At 73.2% G+C, this 15,422-nt stretch carries 10 protein-coding genes and 3 pseudogenes; 10 read left to right on the forward strand and 3 right to left on the reverse strand.

Translation table 11 applies throughout. From position 1 onward, the window contains the following. Positions 1 to 49 precede the first annotated feature (49 nt). Entirely contained in the window at positions 50 to 1,759 is a 1,710-nt protein-coding gene (locus Phou_RS22500) for a dolichyl-phosphate-mannose--protein mannosyltransferase (RefSeq protein WP_173057817.1), read from the reverse strand. On the opposite strand from Phou_RS22500, the pseudogene rsmI reads away from it, so the two are divergent. Further along, positions 1,758 to 2,637, forward strand: a pseudogene (gene rsmI / locus Phou_RS22505) (16S rRNA (cytidine(1402)-2'-O)-methyltransferase). The gene Phou_RS22500 and the pseudogene rsmI sit on opposite strands and share 2 nt — an antisense overlap. On the opposite strand, the gene Phou_RS51165 reads toward rsmI, so the two are convergent. Further along, positions 2,634 to 3,998, reverse strand: a complete 1,365-nt coding sequence (locus Phou_RS51165) for a hypothetical protein (protein ID WP_218579066.1) — start codon at positions 3,996 to 3,998, stop codon at positions 2,634 to 2,636. The pseudogene rsmI and the gene Phou_RS51165 sit on opposite strands and share 4 nt — an antisense overlap. 428 nt (positions 3,999 to 4,426) lie before the next feature. Here Phou_RS51165 and Phou_RS22515 point away from each other — a divergent pair, with 428 nt between their 5' ends. From Phou_RS22515 to Phou_RS22530, 4 genes and pseudogenes are all read left to right on the forward strand, one after another. Continuing rightward, complete coding sequence (locus Phou_RS22515; protein WP_173057819.1) at positions 4,427 to 4,687, forward strand: hypothetical protein; 261 nt, start codon at positions 4,427 to 4,429, stop codon at positions 4,685 to 4,687. Positions 4,688 to 4,983: 296 nt separating this feature from the next. Further along, a complete protein-coding gene (locus tag Phou_RS22520) occupies positions 4,984 to 5,208 on the forward strand; it encodes a hypothetical protein (RefSeq protein ID WP_173057820.1) in 225 nt (74 codons plus the stop codon). Between the two features lie 161 nt (positions 5,209 to 5,369). Further along, positions 5,370 to 7,198 (forward strand): annotated as a pseudogene (metG, locus tag Phou_RS22525) (methionine--tRNA ligase). Positions 7,199 to 7,203: 5 nt separating this feature from the next. After that, positions 7,204 to 8,982, forward strand: a complete 1,779-nt coding sequence (locus Phou_RS22530) for an MFS transporter (RefSeq protein WP_173057821.1) — start codon at positions 7,204 to 7,206, stop codon at positions 8,980 to 8,982. Here the strand turns inward: Phou_RS22530 and Phou_RS22535 are convergent. Beyond that, positions 8,975 to 10,228, reverse strand: coding sequence for a hypothetical protein (locus Phou_RS22535; protein ID WP_371872154.1), 1,254 nt, complete (start codon positions 10,226 to 10,228; stop codon positions 8,975 to 8,977). The two genes, Phou_RS22530 and Phou_RS22535, sit on opposite strands and share 8 nt — an antisense overlap. Before the next feature lie 141 nt (positions 10,229 to 10,369). Here Phou_RS22535 and Phou_RS22540 point away from each other — a divergent pair. The 5 genes and pseudogenes from Phou_RS22540 to Phou_RS22560 all read left to right on the forward strand — a co-directional run bounded on the left by Phou_RS22540 (position 10,370) and on the right by Phou_RS22560 (position 15,393). Continuing rightward, positions 10,370 to 11,232, forward strand: a pseudogene (locus Phou_RS22540) (TatD family hydrolase). Beyond that, the gene (rsmA, locus tag Phou_RS22545; protein WP_173057822.1) at positions 11,226 to 12,074 is read left to right on the forward strand and encodes a 16S rRNA (adenine(1518)-N(6)/adenine(1519)-N(6))-dimethyltransferase RsmA; all 849 of its coding nucleotides are present in this window, start codon (positions 11,226 to 11,228) and stop codon (positions 12,072 to 12,074) included. Before Phou_RS22540 ends, rsmA begins: the two are co-directional and overlap by 7 nt. 38 nt (positions 12,075 to 12,112) lie before the next feature. Next, positions 12,113 to 13,093 carry a 4-(cytidine 5'-diphospho)-2-C-methyl-D-erythritol kinase gene (locus Phou_RS22550; protein ID WP_173057823.1) on the forward strand — a complete coding sequence of 327 codons (981 nt, stop codon included), beginning with the start codon at positions 12,113 to 12,115 and terminating at the stop codon, positions 13,091 to 13,093. Continuing rightward, the gene (locus Phou_RS22555) at positions 13,093 to 14,883 is read left to right on the forward strand and encodes an ABC-F family ATP-binding cassette domain-containing protein (protein WP_173057824.1); all 1,791 of its coding nucleotides are present in this window, start codon (positions 13,093 to 13,095) and stop codon (positions 14,881 to 14,883) included. Before Phou_RS22550 ends, Phou_RS22555 begins: the two co-directional genes overlap by 1 nt. A gap of 51 nt (positions 14,884 to 14,934) precedes the next feature. Then, positions 14,935 to 15,393, forward strand: a complete 459-nt coding sequence (locus tag Phou_RS22560; protein WP_173057825.1) for a DUF4383 domain-containing protein — start codon at positions 14,935 to 14,937, stop codon at positions 15,391 to 15,393. Positions 15,394 to 15,422: the final 29 nt, after the last annotated feature.

Consider the following 15,422-nt stretch of genomic DNA (forward strand, 5'->3'; position numbering starts at 1 on the left):
CTGTCCGCCAGGCGTGCGCGGACTCCGGGCCAGGCCTACAAGACCCGCGCTAGATCCAGCGGCCGCCCAGCCACATGCGGGCAGACCAGTCCTCGTACGGGATGACCTGGCCGACGAATATCGGATAGAAGTACGCGAAACAGATCGCGACCAGCAGCACGTAGGCGCCGGCGATCACGGCGCCCACCATCCTGCGGTCGACGCCCGACTGGGTTTCGGCGCCGTCGCTCGTGGTCAGGGATCTAGCGGGTGTCATGATCGCGCCCAGCACATAGACCACCGCCAGGACCAGGAACGGCTCGGCGGGCAACGCGTAGAAGGCGAACATCGTGCGGTGCTGGGTGGCGAAGTAGAACCACGGCAGCAGGCCGGCCGCCACGCACAGCAGGATCGCGCCGGCGCGCCAGTCGCGGCGGGCGATGCCAAACCACGTCAGCGCGGCCAGCGCCGGGATGAACGACCACCACAGCAGCGGCGTGCCCAGCAGCAGGATGTGCGAGGCGCAGCTTGAGGCGCCGCACGCGCCCTGTGTCGACCAGTAGAACGCGATCGGGCGGCCGAGCAGCAGCCACTGCCAGGGCCACGACTGGTACTGGTGCTTGTCGTCAAGTCCACTGTGGAACTTGAGGGCCTCGACGTGGTAGTGCCACAGGTTTTGCAGCGCACCGATGATCGGCGCCTCGGTGCGGCCGTTGTCGGCCAGCCAGTGGCGGAAGTAGCCGTCGTCGGTGAGGAACCATCCGGACCAGCTGGCCAGGTACGTCACGACCATCAGCACGCCGCACAGCACGAGCCAGCCGACCTCGCCGATGAACGTGTCCCGCCACGGCCTCGCCACACCCGCGGAGCGGCGGGCGCCGACCTCCCACAGCACGATCATCAGGGCGAACACCGGCACGAACCACACCGCGCTCCACTTGACCGCGATCGCGCAGCCGAGCAGCGCGGCCGTGGCCAGGCGCCACCACGGCACGGCGATGGGCAGGCGCGAGGCGGGCCCGCTGGCGGTGGGGTCGAGGCCGTTTTCCAGCGCGCGCAGCCAGCGGGCGCGGCGCGAGTCGCGATCCATGATCAGGGTGCCGAACGCGGCCACCACGAAGAACATCACGAAGATGTCGAGCAGCGCGATGCGGGACAGCACCAGGTGGAAGCCGTCGAGGGCCATCAGCAGGCCGGCCGCGCAGCCCAGCACCGTCGAGTGGAACATGCGGCGGGCGACGCGCACGATGATCAGGATGGAGAGGGTGCCGATCACCGCGCCGGAGATGCGCCAGCCCCACTCGTTGTACCCGAAGATCTGCTCGCCGATCGCGATCATCCACTTGCCGAGTGGCGGATGCACGACGTAGGCCGGGCCGTTGCTCTTTTCGTCCCACTCCACGCCGTGCTGCAACATGTCCCAGGCGTCGGTGGGGTAGTAGACCTCGTCGAAGATCAGGCCCTTGGGGCGGTCGAGGTTGACCAGCCGCAGGATGCCCGCGATGAGCACGATGACGCCGGTGGCCAGCCACGAGTACGGATCCAGGCGCGCGTCGAACGGCAGCAGCCGCCGCCGCACGATCTGGGCGACGCCGGAACGCTCCGTCTCGCCTGCGGGCCTCTCCTCGCCATGGGCCTCGCCACCGGTGGTCGTGGCCGCCTCAGGGGCGGTCTCCGGTGCCGTGGGGCTGGCTGTCTGTGCTGTCGCCGCCGGGGTCACCCCGCGATCGTAGGCTGCCGGAGTGTGATCTGGCGCGCACTGCCCATCTGTTGGTGTCATGAACGTCGATGAAAGGCCGTTGGTTGTGGGTGAATCGTCCGGTACTGGGAGATTGTTGCTGGTTGGCGCACCGCTCGGCAACGTCGCCGACGCGTCCCCCCGCCTCCGCGACACCCTGACCACCGCGGACATCGTGGCGGCCGAGGACACCCGCAGGCTAACGCGGCTGGCACGTGACCTCGGCATCCACATCGCCGGGCGGATCGTCTCGTACTTCGAGGGCAACGAGGAACGCCGTACCCCCGATCTTGTCGACGCACTCCGCGAGGGGGCGTCCGTCGCACTGATCACGGACGGCGGCATGCCGAGCGTCTCCGACCCCGGCTACCGGCTCGTGCGTGCCGCGCTCGACGCCGGCGTACCGGTCACCGCCGCCCCGGCCCCAGCGCCGTGACCACCGCGCTCGCCGTCTCCGGCCTGCCCGCCGACCGGTTCTGCTTCGAGGGCTTCCTGCCCCGCGGCGGCGGCGCCCGCCGTGCCCGCCTGCGCGAGCTGGCCACCGAGCCGCGCACGATGGTCCTCTTCGAGGCGCCCCACCGCGTGGCCGCGTGCCTGGCCGACCTGGCTGAGGCGTTCGGGGCGGAGCGGGCGGCGGCGGTGTGCCGCGAGCTGACCAAGACCTACGAGGAGGTGCTCCGCCGCCCGCTCGCCGAACTCGCGGCCTGGGCCGCGGCGGCACCGCCGAAGGGCGAGATCACGCTGGTCGTCGCAGGGGCCGCACCAGCCGACCGCGCCGCACCGCCCGCGGGCGAGCTCAGGGCCGAGGTCGCTCGCCTCGAGGAGGGGGTACGAGCCGTCGCGATGCCATAGCGTCGGTGGCGCAGCGGCACGGGCTGCGAAGGCGTGACGTCTACGAGATCGTGCACGCCCCGGATTAGAAAGTCGCCGCGAGGAACGCGATCGCGACGAGCACCGGCCCGGCGAGTCCGGCGAGCGTGGCCCGCCGCCGCGCGCGGCGCGTTTCCAGGCGGAGGCTGCCGGTGGCCCAGACGATGCCGACGCCGCAGAGCAGGACGAGGGCCATGCCGAGCGCCCACCGCAGGTGGATGACCCCGCTGGCGGCGTCCACGTACGCGCGCCCGCTGTCCGGGGCGACCATCTTTGCCGCCACGGTCGTACCTTCGCCGTCCCGGTCACCGACGCCGAGCAGCCGCACCCGCTCGGCCGTGAACGCGCCGCTCGCCGCCGTAAACTCCCCCAGGCACCGCTGCGACACGCCGTCGCCCGTGCACTCGGTCACCGTGGCGGTACCTTCGTCGCCGTGGCCGACGGCGAGCCAGAGCGGTTCCGCGCTGACCCACGCGAAGAACGTCGCCACCAGCGCCAACACCAGCAGCGCGACCAGCCCGGTAGCCGGCCGCCGCGGCGCCTTGGGCGGCCGCCCGGGCCGCTCGCGCATCGGCGGGCGCCGCGAGCCGCGCGGCATCTCCTGTACCGGCATCCAGAAGGGCCGCTCGTCCGGCGGGGGCGCGGACTCCCGCTCGGGCACCGCGATCCGCACCGTCTCCCGCGTCTCGCGGCCCGCCTCGCGCACCCCGATCGGCTGCGTAGGCGCCGCGTCCGGCTCGATGAGCAGATCGATCTCCTCCGTCGCGGGGCTGTCACCGCCCGCGCGCCCGGCACCCTTCAACTCGGCCGTAGCAGGCTCGGCCGCAGCCCGGTCCGCCGCTGGTGCCGCACCGCTCGCGGCTCGCTCGGCCGCTGGTGCTGCACCGCCCGTGGCTCGCTCCGCCGTTGGTGCTGTGCCGTCTGCTGCCTGCTCTGCCGTTGGTGCTGTGGCGCTTGAGGTCCGCTCCGCGCGTGTGATGCGCCTGGGCCGCTTCGGGCTGTCGGTGGCGGCGAGGTCCTTCTCGCCGGTCAACGCGTCGCTGGCGGCTGCCACGGACGCCGCGCCATCGGTCTCGACGGCGGCCTGGCTGGCGCCGGCCCTGGGCCGTTCCGCGACGTCCGCTTCGGCGGTGGCCAGCTCGGACGTTCGCGCGTCCTCCGGCTCGGTTGCGGCCGGGACGGCGTGGGTCTGGGCGGCGTCGGAGAGGTCCGGCCAGACCGCCGTGCGTTCCGCATCGTCGTCGGGGGTTCCGGCGTCGGGGGTTCCGGCGTCGTGGGCCGAGGCGGCGTGAGCCGGGCTGGCCTGGTCGGTGGGATGAGTGGTCGGTGGCCGTGTGGCCGTGCCTTCTGCTTCGAGGGCCAGGGAGTCGGTCGCCCCGGGGGAGTCGGGACCTGCACCGGTGAGCGGCATCGTCTGAGTGCTGTCCGGCTCGGCTGCCGGCGGGTCGTCTTCGGCGGTTGTCGTGCCTACCGCTTCGAGGGCTGGTGAGTCGTCCTCGGCGGGGAGGCGGTGGCTGGCCGTGCTGTCGTGCGTTCCGCTTCAGGTGCCAGCAGGTGGGCCTCGGCGGGGAGGCGGTGGCTTCGGACGCACCCGCGCCGGTGGCAGAGGGCTCGTCGGCGGGCTCGGGCTCGGGTTCTGGCAGGGTCTCCGGCAGCGTGAGCCGGTCAGCGGAATGGGCGGCGTGCGGCTCTGGTTGCGCCGGCTCGTCGGCTGCTTCGGGCATGTCCGGTTCGTGCGCCGCGCGGGCACCACCCGGTTCGTGCGCCGCGCCGGTTAGGGCCGGTTCGTGGGCCGCCTCGGGCACGTCCGGTTCGTGCGGCGCGTCGGGCACGCCTGGCTTGTCGGCCGCGCCCGGCGTCGCGCTGGTCGTCGCGGGCCTGGCGTCCGCCCAGGGACCGGTCGCGGTGCGGGCGCCGGACGTCTTCGCCGGCGGCTCCGGCGAGATCCTCGGCGTGGGCTCTTCGTGCGGATTGCGCGTAAAGCTCGTCATGGACTCTCCGTCCGGGGTGGGCGAGATGGTCGCCGTGTCCTCCGCTGACGGGTCCGGTCCGACGCTTGGGTCGGGCATCCCCGGCGAAACGCTCAAAGCAGGCTCGTAGCGCGCCTCAGTCACAGCCGCTGCCTCAGGCTCGCCGTACACCGACCCGACCACCGCGATCGGCTCGGCTCCGCCCGCAGGCTCGCTGTCCAACGGCATGGCCGCCGTGATCGGTTCGCGCTGCGGCTCGACCCCGGCCGCAGGCTCGCCCCCACCAGCCCGACCGCCGCGACGGGCTCGAACTGCCGCTCAGCTCCGGCCGCGGGCTTGCGGTCAGAAGGCCCGACCGGCGTCGCGCGGTCGCCGTCAGTAGGGCCGGCCGTCGCGTTGGGCGACGATTCGCTGGGTGATGGCGGCGTGAAGGTCACCGTCGGGGCCGGCGAGATCGGCTCCATCGGGCGCACCGCGGCGAACCTTGCCGCCGCGGCCGCCGGGTCGCCGCGCCACCAGGCGCCTTCCGGGCCGTCCGATGCCCACGGACTGCTCCCCGCCGCGCTGCTGGGCAGGGGCGTTTCGCCTGGTTGCGGCGTTGATCCGGTCACAACCTTCATTGGACAACGTCAAGGCGCGCCCACCGCGTAGCGTTCCGCGCGTGTCGGGCGATTCTGCGCCAACACCCAAAGCCGCCGCCCAACCGCCGCCCGCCGCCACCGCAGCCGCCGCCCACCGCAGTCGGAGCGGGCCTCGGGCCTGCCACCCGGCGCCACCGGGTGTGCGGAGCGTAGGGCCTAGGCTTGAGCGCTATGAGTCACGTTCTCGCGGCGGTCGCCTGGCCGTACGCCAACGGTCCGCGCCACATCGGTCACGTCTCCGGCTTCGGGGTGCCCTCCGACGTGTTCAGCCGGTACATGCGGATGGCGGGCCACGACGTGCTCATGGTCTCCGGCACCGACGAGCATGGCACCCCGATCCAGGTGCAGGCCGACAAGGAGGGCGTGACGCCGCGCGAGCTGGCGGACCGCTACAACCGGGTGATCGTTGAGGACCTGCACGGGCTCGGCCTCTCCTACGACCTGTTCACCCGCACCACCACCGGTAACCACTACGCGGTCGTGCAGGAGCTGTTCGAGGGGCTGCACCGCAACGGGTACATCGTTCCCAAGGTCACGATGGGTGCGATCTCGCCGTCGACGGGGCGGACGCTGCCCGACCGGTACATCGAGGGCACCTGCCCCATCTGCGGCTACGACAGCGCGCGCGGCGACCAGTGCGACAACTGCGGCAACCAGCTCGACCCGGTCGACCTCATCAACCCGCGTTCCAAGATCAATGGTGAGACGCCGCAGTTCGTGGAGACCGAGCACTTCTTCCTCGACCTGCCCGCGTTCGCCCAGGCGCTGGGCAAGTGGCTGGACTCGCGGGAGGGGTGGCGCCCCAACGTGCTGCGCTTCTCCAAGAACCTCCTCGACGACCTCCAGCCCCGCGCGATCACGCGCGACCTGGAGTGGGGGTGCCGATCCCGCTCGAAGGGTGGCGCGACCGCTCCGACAAGCGCATCTACGTGTGGTTCGACGCGGTGATCGGCTACCTGTCCGCCTCGATCGAGTGGGCCCGCCGCTCCGGCGACCCCGAGGCGTGGCGCAAGTGGTGGTCGGACGACGCCGCGCGTGGCTACTACTTCATGGGCAAAGACAACATCGTCTTCCACTCGGTGATCTGGCCGGCGCTCCTGCTCGGCTACTCCGGCGAGGGCGACCACGGCGGCGAGCCGGGTGAGCTGGGCCGCCTGAACCTGCCGACCGAGGTGGTCTCCAGCGAGTTCCTGACGATGGAGGGGCGCAAGTTCTCCTCGTCCCGCCAGGTCGTCATCTACGTGCGGGACTTCCTCGCCCGTTACGACGCGGACGCCCTCCGCTACTTCATCGCGGTCGCCGGGCCGGAGAGCCAGGACACCGACTTCACGTGGGCCGAGTTCCTGCGCCGCAACAACGACGAGCTGGTGGCCGGCTGGGGCAACCTGGTCAACCGCTCGGTGTCGATGGCCGCCAAGAACTTCGGCGCGATCCCGCCCGCCGGTGAGCTGACCGCCGAGGACCGCGCGCTGCTGGAGACGGCGCGGGCGGCCTACGGCAGCGTCGGCGGCCTGATCGAAAGGCACCGCCAGAAGCAGGCCATCACCGAGGCGATGCGGGTCGTGGGCGAGGCCAACAAGTACCTGTCCGACCAGGCGCCCTGGAAGATGAAGGACGACCTCGATCGGATGGGCACGGTGCTGCACGTGGCGTTGCAGGCGGTCAGTGACTGCAACACGCTGCTCACACCGTTCCTGCCGCACAGCGCGCAGAAGGTGCACGAGCTGCTCGGCGGCGAAGGCGTGCACGCGCCGATGCCCTCGATCGTGCAGGTGGAGGATCTGGACGGCGGCCCGTCGTACCCGATCCTGACCGGCGACTACTCGACCGGGTCGCGCTGGGAGTCGGTGCCGATTGAGTCCGGCCGCCCGCTCGCGCCGCCGAAGCCGGTCTTCCGCAAGCTCGACCCCTCGATCGTCGAAGAGGAGCTGGCGCGGCTCGACCCGGGAAGTAGGGGGCATCTCAGGGTGTCGCACGTCGCGGCGGACCCGGGAGACTAGCGGGCGTGAGGACACCGGCCGCCGCCCTGACCGGTGTCGTGGCGTTGGCGTTCGCCGACGCCTCGATCGTCGCGCTGGCCCTCCCCGCGATCTACGGCCGCTTCGACACCACGATCGTCGGCGTCTCCTGGGTGCTCACCGGCTACGCGGTCGCGGTGGCCGTAGCCGCGGTGACGCTGATCGCTGTGCGCCGGTGGCTGCCGACCGGGCCGCTCACGATGGGTGGGCTGGCACTGTTCGCGGCCGGCTCCACGTGGTGCGGCGTCGCCGGCTCGCTCGGCGGGCTGCTCGCCGGCCGGGTGGTACAGGGCATCGGGGCGGCGGCGCTGCTGTCCGGCGCGTTGGAGCTGCTCAGCGCACACGTGGGCCGCGAGCGTGGCCGCCGCCTGTGGAGCGGCGCCGCCACGGCCGGGCTGGCGGTGGGGCCGGCGTTGGGCGGCGCGCTCACGGAGGCGTTCGACTGGCGTGTGATCTTCATCGCCCAGGTGCCGGTGGCCCTGCTCGCGCTGGTGGTGCTCGCGCTGTCGCGGGCACCTGCGCTGGAGCCGGAGTCCGGCGAGCCCACCACAAACCCGCTGTGGGCGACCGCCGGCTACGTCTCGCTCTTCGCCGGGCTGGTCGGCGCGCTCTTCCTCGGCGTGCTGCTGCTCGTCGAGATCTGGCGGTTCAGCCCGCTGGCCGCCGCGTGCGTGATGATGGCGCTGCCGGCCGGCACGATCGCCGCCGGCCGCCTGACCGCGACCGCCGCGCCCGCGGTCCGTGTGGTGGGCGGCACGCTCGCGCTCTGCGCCGGGCTGGTGGGTCTGGCGCTGCTGCCCTCCGCGAGCCTCGCCTGGGCGGCCGCGGCGCTGTTCCTGTGCGGCGCGGGCTCCGGTGTGGTCGCGCGGGTGCTCTCGCCGGCGGCCGTGCCCACCTCGGCACCGCTCGTGCGCTCCGGCGGCGCCGTCGTCGCGGCCAAGCACGCCGGCCTGGTGCTCGGGTTGGTCGTGATCGCGCCGCTGCTGGCCGGCTCGCTCACCAGCGGCGCCGAGCAGGCCGTCGTCACCGGCACCGGCGTGCTGCTCGACGCGCGGATGCCGGTGCAGGAAAAACTGTCGCTCGCGCTCTCGGTGCGCGACACGTTCGCCGAGGCGCCGCGCGGGGCCGTGCCCGACCTGGCCGCCGCCGTCGACACCACCAACCGCAGCGAGGCGACCACCGCCGTGGTCAAGGAGGTCGACCACCGGCTCAGCGCCGTGCTCACCCGGGCGTTCCGCCCGGCTTTCCTGGCCGCCGCCGCGCTCGCCCTTTTGACCGTCCTTGCGGCTTTCGCCGTCCGCAAGACCCCCATTGGGTACCCGCGATGGCGTGCCGCCCCGACGGCGATCCTTGCCGTCCTCGTCCTGGCCGGCCCCGCCCTGGTCGCGGCGGAGGTGGCCGGCGGCGCCCTCGACCACGGCCGCTACCAGGAGACCGACCCGTGCGCGGCGCCCGCCGACCCGTACCCCGGCGACGGCGTCGACGCGCTGGTCCAGCGCGTGGCCTACGGCGCCCTGCACGGCGCGGCGTGCGAGCTGGGCCTGTCCCGCGAGCGGTTCCTGCTGGCGCTGGCCGGCCAGCCGGGCTTCGCCGGCGTGGAGTGGGACCCGTCGACGGTCGAGCGGACGGTCCGCGCCGCGGCCGACCGGGCCCTCGACGACGTCCAGCAGCGCGGCGACCTGCCCGGCTGGACGATCACGCTGGTCCGCGCGGCGGTGCGTTCGATGCCGCTGGAGGAGCTGCTGCGCGTCGTCGGCCTCAGGTGAGGATGTACTCGATGTTGACCGTGCGGTGGTCGGTGATCTCGGCGGCCGGCGCCCACGCCTCGTAGACGCCCCGCTCGTAGCACTGCGCGCCCAGCGCCGCCACGCTGTCCGGGTTGGGGCGGCACAGGCGCAGCCGGGTCCAGCCCGACTCCTGCCGCAGCACCAGGCAGTCGGCGCCGCGCCACCTCGCGTACGCCGCGCGGCGGGCCAGCGCCTCCACCGGGTAGCGCGCCGCCCGGGTCATCGCCAGCACCCGGAACTCGCCGGGCGGGTCGGCCACCGCCTCGTACTCCTGGCCGCGGTAGCGCCCCACCAGGTGGGTGGACTTGGTCTTTTCGTCGCTCGGCACGTACTCCTGCTCGGGCGCGATGTCCGGCACCCCGTGCAGCAGGTGGCGCCACTGCGGGCCGACCATGCGCAGCCAGCCCCGCTGCTCCGGCTGGTACGTGTACAGCACGACCTCGGCGCCGTCCGGCGTATACGCCAGCAGCGTGGCATTGGCCGGCAGCGGCAGGTCGGCAAGGTCGGTGGTGACGAACTCGGGGATCACGAACCGCCCGCTCGGCGTGAACCCGGTGCCCAGCACCGGCGCGCCCATGCGGTCGTGCGACGGCATGCCGGCCAGCCCGCGGTGGTTGTCGCCGAGCGGGATCTCGAAGTCATACGGATCGACGGCCCGCCACCGGATGGCGAAAGCCACGTCCGGGTCGTCGCGCGCCGACTCGGTGTCCGTGCGCAGCAGCGCGAGGTCGCCCGGCGTGCGCAGGTGGGCGACGTCGTGCTCGCGGTAGCAGAACCCGTGCGGAAGCCATCCCCGCAGGTAGCCGGAGAGCTGGCGGGCGGAGAGCACCTTGAACATGCGCGTGCCGCGCCGGATCGCCGCCGTGCGCCGGATGCCGCCCAGCGTCGGGTCGTGCGAAAACGCCGGCGACTGGCTCAGCGTGTGGACGTCCTGCCACCCGCGGGCCCGGTTGAGCGGCACCATAAGCGGCGCCTCCAACCCCTCCGGCGGCTCGGACCGCATCCCCTGCACCACGGTCACCTCGGTGACGTGCGCGAACCGGTGCCACGGGTAGCCCGCGCCCGGCCGGGGGTTGCGCTCGAACCCGTCTGCCGGGTCGGCGCTGAACAGCTCGTAGGCCGCGCCGTGGGCAAGCTCCTCGGCCGGGTAGACCACGCCCTCGAACGTGACGTGCAGCCCCGCGCCAGCCATGTGCGGCTGCGTGGGTGAAGGCGTCACTGTCACCCGCCCGACAATAGGGCGCAGCGTGTGCGCGCGGGTGAACGCAGGGTTACGCCTACCTGTGACACCTGGCACCGCTCGCGTTCGCACCCGCTCGCCGGGCGCCCCCGGCATCCGCCGAGCTGAGCACGACACCACCGTGGGATGCTGGGCGCGATGAGGAGTACCCGCCGCCAGCGCCAAGGTGAGTTCCCGCCGGCACCGGAGCCGCTCGCGGTCACCGTGGTCGACAGCCACACGCACATCGACATCACCGTGGCCGAGGAAGGCGCACCCGGCGGCGTCGCCGAGCTCGTGCGGCTCGCCGCCGACGCCGGCGTCGACCGGCTGGTGCAGGTGGGCGTCGACGTGCCGTCGTCACGCTGGGGCGTCGACCTCGCCGCCGCGCACCCGGCCATCGTCGCCACCGTCGCGCTCCACCCCAACGAGGCCCCCGCCTGGGCGGCGACCTCGACGAGGCACTGCGCGCCATCGAAGAGCTGGCCGCCGGCGACCGGGTCCGCGGCATCGGCGAGACCGGCATGGACACCTACCGCACCGGCGACGAAGGCCGCGCCGCGCAGGAGACCAGCTTCCGGGCGCACATCGCGATCGCGAAGCGGTACGGCAAGCCGCTCGTCATCCACGACCGCGACGCCCACGCCGACGTGCTCCGCGTCCTCGACGACGAAGGCGCACCCGACACCGTCGTGCTGCACTGCTTCTCCGGCGACGCCGACTTCGCGGCCGAGTGCGTGCGGCGCGGACACCTGCTGAGCTTCGCCGGCACTGTCACGTTCGCCAACGCGGTGGCGCTGCGCGACGCCGCCCGGGTCACCCCGATCAAGCAGATGCTGGTCGAGACCGACGCGCCGTACCTGACGCCCATGCCGTTCCGGGGCCGGCCGAACGCCTCGTACCTCATCCCCCTGACCGTCCGCCACCTCGCCGAAGCGACCGGCGCCGACCTCGACGAGCTCTGCGCCGCGATCTCCGCGACCGGCGACCGCGTCTTCGGCCCGTGGTAGCCGACCTGCTCGGCCCGGCGGAGATCCGGGCCCTGGCCGCGCGGCTCGGCGTCGCCCCGACCAAGCGGCTCGGCCAAAACTTCGTCCACGACCCCAACACCGTGCGCCGCATCGTCACGGCCGCCGCGCTCGACCCGGCCGACGTCGTGGTCGAGGTCGGGCCCGGCCTCGGTTCGCTCACCCTGGGACTGCTGCCGGCGGCCCGCCACGTGCACGCGGTGGAGATCGATCCGGTACTGGCCGGAGCGCTCGCCGACACCGCCGGCCACCCCGCCAACCTCACCGTCCACCACGCCGACGCGCTGCGCATCACCGCCGCCGCGTTCGACCCGCCGCCGACCGCGCTGGTGGCCAACCTGCCCTACAACGTGGCCGTGCCCGTCGTCCTCCACCTGCTCGCCGAGCTGCCCACCCTGCGGCACGGCCTGGTCATGGTGCAGAAGGAGGTCGCCGACCGGCTGGTGGCCGGCCCCGGCTCCAAGGTGTACGGCGTGCCCTCCGTCAAGCTCGCCTGGTACGCCAGCGCGCGCACCGCCGGCCGGGTCCCGCCCAGCGTCTTCTGGCCCGTACCCAACGTCGACTCCGGCCTCGTCGCCTTCACCAAACGCGAGCCGCCCGCCGCACCGCGGGAGCGGGTGTTCGCGGTCGTCGACGCCGCGTTCGCCCAGCGGCGCAAGACCCTCCGCGCCGCCCTGGCCGGCTGGGCGGGCGGCGCCGACCGCGCGGCCACCGTGCTCACGGCCGCCGGCGTCGACCCCGGCGCACGCGGTGAAGCACTGACCGTCGAGGAGTTCGCCGCCATAGCGCTTGCCGCGCCCGTGCCCAGCCGGGCCGCCGAGTAGTCTGACGACGTGCGAGCGCGAGTGCAGGACATCACTCCGTGACCGAGGCTTGGCGGCCGGACGAGGAGCTGGACCGGCCGCGCCTCGCGGCGTCCGGGCCGGTAAAGGTGCGCGTCCCCGCGAAGATCAACCTGCACCTCGGCGTCGGACCGGTGCGGGCCGACGGCTACCACGAGCTCAGCACCGTCTTCCACGCGATCTCCCTCTACGACGAGATCAGCGCCCGCCGCGGCGACACGCTCACCCTCACCATGGAAGGCGAAGGAGCCGGCGAGCTCGCCCTCGACGAGAGCAACCTGGTGATCCGCGCGGCCCGCACCCTCGCCGCCCACGCCAAGGTGCCCGCCCACGCCCGCCTCCACCTGCGCAAACAGATCCCCCTCGCGGCCGGCCTCGCCGGCGGCAGCGCCGACGCCGCCGCCGCCCTCGTCGCCTGCGACGCCCTCTGGGGCCTCGGCCTGTCCCGCGACGAGCTCGCCTCCGTCGCCGCCGGCATCGGCTCCGACGTGCCCTTCCTCGTCTACGGAGGCACCGCCCTCGGCACCGGCCGCGGCGAAGCCGTCAGCCCCGTCCTCGCCAGGCCCAGCTCCTGGCACTGGGTCATCGCGATCGCCGACGGCGGCCTCGCCACCCCCGACGTCTACCGCGAGCTCGACCGCCTCCGCGAGGCCGGACAGGCACCCCGCCTCCCCGGCCACGCCAGCAACCCCCTGCTCGGCAGCGCCGACCAGCTCCTCGCCGCCCTCCGACAGCGCGACCCCGCCGTCCTCGGCGCCGCACTCGACAACGACCTGCAGGCCGCCGCCCTCTCCCTGCGCCCGAGCCTCGCCGACGTGCTCAAGGCCGGCCACGCCGCCGGCGCGCTCGCCGGCCTCATCTCCGGATCCGGCCCCACCTGCGTCTTCCTCGCCTCCGACGGGCCACACGCCTCCCGCATCGCCGAAGAGCTCACCACCGCCGAAGTCTGCCGCGCCGCCCGCACCGCACACGGACCGGTCCCCGGAGCCCGCGTCATCTGATGGCCAACATCGTCAATCTGGACCGGGTGTCCAAGGGCTACGGCGCGGCCGGCCCCCTGCTCACCGACGTCTCCCTCGGCCTCGACGACACCGACCGGGTCGGCGTCGTCGGACTCAACGGCGCCGGCAAGTCCACACTGCTGCGGCTCCTCACCAAACTCGAAGACCCGGACGCGGGGCGGGTCACCCACCGCCGCGACCTGCGGGTCGCCTGGCTGCCACAGTCCCTCGACCTGGCCGCCGACGCGACCGTCCACGATGTCGTCATCGGCACCGCCTGGCTCGGCGAAGGATTCGCCGCCGAACACGAATGGGCCGGCGACGCCGGCGTCCGCGCCATCCTCGACGGCCTCGGGATGCCCCACCTCGGCCTCGACCAGCCCGTCGGACCCATGTCCGGCGGCGAACGGCGGCGCGTCGCCCTCGCCGCCCTCCTGGTCCGCGCCGCCGACCTGCTCATCCTCGACGAGCCCACCAACCACCTCGACGTCGCCGGCGTCGACTGGCTCGCCCACCACCTCACCACCCGCCGCGGCGCGCTCGTCGTCGTCACCCACGACCGCTGGTTCCTCGACGCCGTCTGCACCGCCACCTGGGAGGTCGCCGACCAGACCGTCCGCGCCTACGAAGGCGGCTACGCGGCCTGGACCCTCGCCCGCGCCGAACGCGACCGGGTCGCCGCCGCCACCGAGGCCCGCCGGCAAAACCTGCTCCGCAAGGAAATCGCCTGGCTGCGGCGCGGCCCACCCGCCCGCACCTCCAAGCCACGCTTCCGCATCGACGCGGCCAACGCGCTCATCGCCGACGTGCCACCCCCGCGCGACACCGTCTCCCTGCGCAGGCTCGCCACCGCGCGGCTCGGCAAACAGGTGTACGACCTGGCCGACGTCACCCTCCACGCCGGCCCCAAAAAGATCCTCGATCACGTCACCTGGCAGGTCGGCCCCGGCGACCGCATCGCCATCCTCGGCGCCAACGGGGCCGGCAAGACCACGCTGCTGCGCCTGCTCGCCCAGCGACTCGAGCCGACCAGCGGCACGATCCGTGTGGGCTCCACCGTGCGCACCGCCTTCCTCTCCCAAGAGCTCGCCGAGCTGCCCGGCCACCTGCGCCTGCTCGAAGCCGTCGAAGAAGTCGCCAAACGCGTCAAACTCGGCGACCGCGAGCTGTCCGCCGCCCAGCTCGCCGAGGTCTTCGGCTTCACCGACCGTCGCGTGTGGACACCCGTCGCCGACCTCTCCGGCGGCGAGCGGCGGCGCCTGCAGATGCTGCGCCTGCTCGCCGGCGAGCCCAACGTCCTGCTCCTCGACGAGCCCACAAACGACCTCGACACCGACACCCTCGCCTCCCTCGAAGACCTGCTCGACAGCTGGCCCGGCACCCTCGTGGTCGCCAGCCACGACCGCTACCTCGTCGAGCGGGTCACCGACACCGTGTACGGGCTCATGGGCGACGGCCGCATCCGCCACCTCGTCGGCGGAGTCGAGGAGTACCTGGCCTCCGTCTCCACCGCCACGCCGCCACCCGAGACCCCGCGCGCCGCGACACCCGCACCCGACCGGCCCTCCGCCGGCGAGGCCCGCGCCGCCCGCAAAGAACTCGCCCGCCTCGAACGCACCGTCGCCAAACTCGAACAGCGCGAGGCCGCACTCCACGACGACATGGCCCGCCACGCCACCGACTACGCCAAAATCGCCGACCTCGACGCGCAGCTCAAAGCCGTACAGGCCGAACGCGCCGAAGCCGAAGAAGCCTGGCTCGCCCTCGCCGACGAGGTGCCAGATCACTGACCGAGGGGCTGCCCGGCGCGGCTCCGGCACGATGGTCCACAATCAGCGGCCATGGCGCACTTTCCCGTCAACCACCCGCTGCGACCCACCTACCGGGCACTCGGCGGGCTGACCGGCCTCTACCTGATCGTCTTCGGCATCCTCGGACTGATCGAGACGAGCGGCGAAGAGTTCTTCGCCCAAAACGACGCCGAGGCCCTCTGGCAGGGCACCAACCTCGGCCACTCGGTCATCTCCATCGCCGCCGGGCTGATCATCCTGATCGGCATCGGCATCGGCCGCAACGTCGACGCCGCGATCCACAAGTGGCTCGGGTACGGGCTCTCCGCGCTCAGCCTCGCCGGCCTCGCCGTCATGCGCACCGACGCCAACTACCTCAACTTCACGATGCCCACCGTCATCGTCACGATGGCGCTCGGGCTCGTGCTGCTGACCGCCGGCATGTACGGCAAGCTCGGCACCCACGAGCAGGCCGAAGCGTCACGGCAGGCCAGGCTCTTCCTGGAGTAGCCGTTGCGGCTGCGCGCGGGCCGCGGCGG

It is taken from the genome of Phytohabitans houttuyneae (assembly GCF_011764425.1).
GTDB lineage: Bacteria > Actinomycetota > Actinomycetes > Mycobacteriales > Micromonosporaceae > Phytohabitans > Phytohabitans houttuyneae.

Bases quoted from the DNA above. Each gene is read 5' to 3' on its own strand.
- Phou_RS22555 (WP_173057824.1), top strand. From the start codon at position 13,093: ATGGCCAACATCGTCAATCTGGACCGGGTGTCCAAGGGCTACGGCGCG.
- Phou_RS22500 (WP_173057817.1), bottom strand. From the start codon at position 1,759: ATGACACCAACAGATGGGCAGTGCGCGCCAGATCACACTCCGGCAGCC.
- Phou_RS51165 (WP_218579066.1), bottom strand. From the start codon at position 3,998: ATGCCGCTCACCGGTGCAGGTCCCGACTCCCCCGGGGCGACCGACTCC.
- Phou_RS22560 (WP_173057825.1), top strand. From the start codon at position 14,935: ATGGCGCACTTTCCCGTCAACCACCCGCTGCGACCCACCTACCGGGCA.